Below are 3471 nucleotides of genomic sequence, written 5' to 3' on the forward strand. Positions count from 1 at the left end.
CATCGTAAGGATGCGGGTTACAAAGCTGCGAACTTCCATCACAGCACCACGGTCGAGATCATCTGGACCATCATTCCGTTCTTCATCCTGGTTGGGATGGCCTATCCGGCCACCAAGACCATCATCGCCATGAAGGACACCTCCAGCCCGGACATCACCATCAAGACGACGGGCTACCAGTGGAAATGGGGATACGACTACATCACGGGTGAAGGGGAAGGCATCAGCTTCCTGAGCGCATTGTCCACACCTAGAGCGCAGCAGGAGAACAAGGAAACCAAGGGCGAGAACTACCTGCTGGAAGTGGATAATCCGCTGGTGGTGCCGACAGGCAAGAAGATACGGATACTGCTGACGGCCAACGACGTGATCCACGCCTGGTGGGTTCCGGCATTAGGGGCCAAGCAGGACGCCATTCCCGGTTTCATCCGCGACACCTGGTTCACGGTGGAGAAGCCTGGGACCTACCGTGGGCAATGTGCGGAACTCTGTGGCAAGGAACACGGCTTCATGCCGATCGTGGTGGAAGCGCTGGAGCCGGAGAAATACGCGCAGTGGGTGGCGGAACAGAAGAAGAAGACCGCCGTGGCGGCGGTTGATGTCAACAAGACCTTCACGCTGGATGAGTTGAAAGCCGAGGGCGAGAAAGTCTATGCCGGCAACTGTGTGGCCTGTCACCAGGCCAATGGCAAAGGTGTTCCGGGGACGTTTGCCGCGCTGGACGGATCGAAGATTGCCACGGGTCCCAAGGGCGAGCATATCAACATAGTAATGAACGGAAAGACCGGCACGGCAATGGCGGCTTTCAAGCACCTGTCGGATGTACAAATCGCGGCGGTGGTCACCTACGAGCGCAATGCCTGGGGCAATACGACAGGCGACGTAGTGCAGCCATCGGAAATCAACGAACTCAGAAAATAGCATCAAGGAGGAAACCATGGCAGCAGTACACGATCACGACATTGCACACGCGCACGATCATCACCCCAGCGGCATGATGCGTTGGCTGATGACCACCAACCACAAAGATATTGGTTCGATGTATCTGTGGTTCAGCTTCATCATGTTCCTCACGGGGGGTGTGATGGCGCTGACCATACGGGCTGAGTTGTTTCAGCCGGGCCTACAGATCGTCCAGCCCGAATTCTTTAATCAGTTGACCACCATGCATGGCCTGGTGATGGTGTTCGGTGCCATCATGCCGGCGTTTGTCGGCTTTGCCAACTGGCAGATCCCGATGATGATCGGCGCGCCGGATATGGCTTTCGCACGCATGAATAACTGGAGCTTCTGGCTGCTGCCTCCGGCGGCGCTGCTGCTGATCAGTTCGTTTTTTGTGCCGGGTGGAGCGCCTGCAGGCGGTTGGACAATTTATCCGCCACTGTCGGTGCAAATGGGCATGGGTATGGATATGGCGATCTTTGCCCTCCACATCATGGGCGCTTCTTCCATCATGGGTTCGATCAATATCATCACCACCATTCTCAACATGCGCGCACCGGGCATGACGCTGATGAAAATGCCGCTGTTCGTCTGGACCTGGCTGATCACGGCGTATCTGCTGGTCATGGTGATGCCGGTGCTGGCAGGAGCCGTTACCATGTTGCTGACTGACCGCAACTTCGGCACCAACTTCTTTAACGCGGCGGGCGGCGGTGATCCGGTGATGTTCCAGCATATTTTCTGGTTCTTCGGGCACCCGGAAGTCTATATCATGATTTTGCCGGCATTTGGTATCGTCTCGGAAATCATTCCGACATTTGCGCGCAAACCATTGTTCGGCTATTCCTCGATGGTTTACGCCACCGCCTCGATCGCCATCCTGTCCTGTATCGTCTGGGCGCATCACATGTTCACCGCTGGCATGCCGGTCACCGGGCAACTGTTCTTCATGTACGCGACCATGCTGATCGCTATCCCAACTGGCGTGAAGGTATTCAACTGGACCGCCACCATGTGGCGCGGCGCCATGACCTTCGAGACGCCCATGCTATTCGCCATCGGTTTCATTTTTCTGTTCACCATTGGCGGGTTCAGCGGCGTGGTCTGCGCAATCGTGCCAATAGATATTCAGGTGCAGGATACCTACTATGTTATTGCGCACTTCCACTATGTGCTGGTATCGGGTGCGTTGTTCGCGATATTCGGCGGGGCGTATTACTGGCTGCCGAAGTGGACCGGGCACATGTACGATGAGAAGCTGGGCAAATTGCATTTCTGGATGTCAATGATCTTTTTCAACCTTACCTTCTTTGTGCAGCATTTCCTGGGACTGGCGGGCATGCCGCGCCGTATTCCCGACTATGCACTGCAGTTTGCCGATTTCAACATGATTTCCAGCATCGGTGCTTTCGGGTTTGGCTTGAGCCAGTTGATATTCCTCGTCGTGGTGCTGAAGTGCATCCGTGGCGGAGCGAAAGCACCTGCGAATCCGTGGGAAGGTTCGACTACGCTGGAATGGACATTGCCGTCGCCGGCGCCTTATCATAGTTTCGAGACGCCCCCGGTCGTCAGGTAGTACAAACGGGTACAATATGTCAGCAGAAGATGCCCAAAGAAGGCGTGGAGTAATCAGAACGGGGCTGATTCTGCTGGCAATCGTAGTAATCCTCTTCGTTGCAGTTATTATAAAGAACTGGAAATGAGCGTAATTCAATCCAATTCCCTGGTCATGAAGAAGCTGTTGATTTTTACAGTGGCCATGTTTGGTTTTGGTTTTGCATTAGTGCCGTTCTATGAAAAGATTTGCGAAGTTACAGGAATTAATAATTTGCTGCAGGCGGATACGCTGGCGGAAAACACGCAAGTGGATACCAGCCGTTGGGTAACGGTACAGCTGGACGCGAATACACGCGGACTACCGTGGGAATTCAAACCGCTGCAATCCACCGTGCGCATACATCCCGGTGAATTGGTGGAGGTAATGTACGAAGTCAGAAATAATTCAAATCGAGAAATTAACGGCCAGGCAATACCCAGTTACAGTCCGCAATTGCTGGCCAAGCACCTAAAAAAGCTTGAATGTTTCTGTTTCAGCAAGCAAGTACTAAAACCGAACGAAGTAAGGCAGATGCCGGTTCAATTCATGATCGAACCGGGCTTGCCGGTTGACTATGATACCGTGACCATTTCGTACACATTCTTTGAACTTGGAGGCGACAAGGCGGCCGAGGCTGATAGCCGTGCGAATAAAAGTTGAAAGATAGCAGCGACAAGCCGGCCAAGGGGACCTTTATACAAGCGATGAAGGCTGTATCATGGGCTTTCTTCGGCGTGCGAAAACATACCGATCATGACCATGATGCGGCAACCCTGACAATGGGGCAGGTGATTATTGCCGGAATCGTTGGTGCGGCATTGTTTGTGGTAGGTGTGTTATTACTGGTTAAGTTTGTAACAAGTTAGTAATTAATTAATTATACGCGGGGAGATTCAACATGAGCCAAGAAGCAGGTCACGGTCATTATTATG

At 53.2% G+C, this 3471-nt stretch carries 4 protein-coding genes; all 4 read left to right on the plus strand.

The window, feature by feature from the left end:
* Positions 1-921: cytochrome c oxidase subunit II (gene coxB / locus SQ11_RS15255; protein WP_041515057.1), on the plus strand; the 921-nt coding region annotated here is incomplete at its 5' end.
* A 16-nt stretch (positions 922-937) separates the two neighbouring features.
* Positions 938-2518 (plus strand): cytochrome c oxidase subunit I, encoded by a 1581-nt coding sequence (gene ctaD / locus SQ11_RS15260; RefSeq protein ID WP_041515058.1) that lies wholly within the window; start codon positions 938-940, stop codon positions 2516-2518.
* Positions 2519-2641: 123 nt separating this feature from the next.
* Complete coding sequence (locus tag SQ11_RS15265) at positions 2642-3199, plus strand: cytochrome c oxidase assembly protein (RefSeq protein WP_041515059.1); 558 nt, start codon at positions 2642-2644, stop codon at positions 3197-3199.
* A complete protein-coding gene (locus SQ11_RS15270) occupies positions 3196-3405 on the plus strand; it encodes a DUF2970 domain-containing protein (protein WP_041515060.1) in 210 nt (69 codons plus the stop codon). Before SQ11_RS15265 ends, SQ11_RS15270 begins: the two co-directional genes overlap by 4 nt.
* Positions 3406-3471 lie beyond the last annotated feature (66 nt).

Origin of the sequence: Nitrosospira sp. NpAV (assembly GCF_000832065.1) — a bacterium.
Taxonomy (GTDB): domain Bacteria; phylum Pseudomonadota; class Gammaproteobacteria; order Burkholderiales; family Nitrosomonadaceae; genus Nitrosospira.

Excerpts from the sequence above, each read along its gene's own strand:
- ctaD (WP_041515058.1), top strand. The coding sequence starts at position 938 with ATGGCAGCAGTACACGATCACGACATTGCACACGCGCACGATCATCAC.
- SQ11_RS15265 (WP_041515059.1), top strand. The coding sequence starts at position 2,642 with ATGAGCGTAATTCAATCCAATTCCCTGGTCATGAAGAAGCTGTTGATT.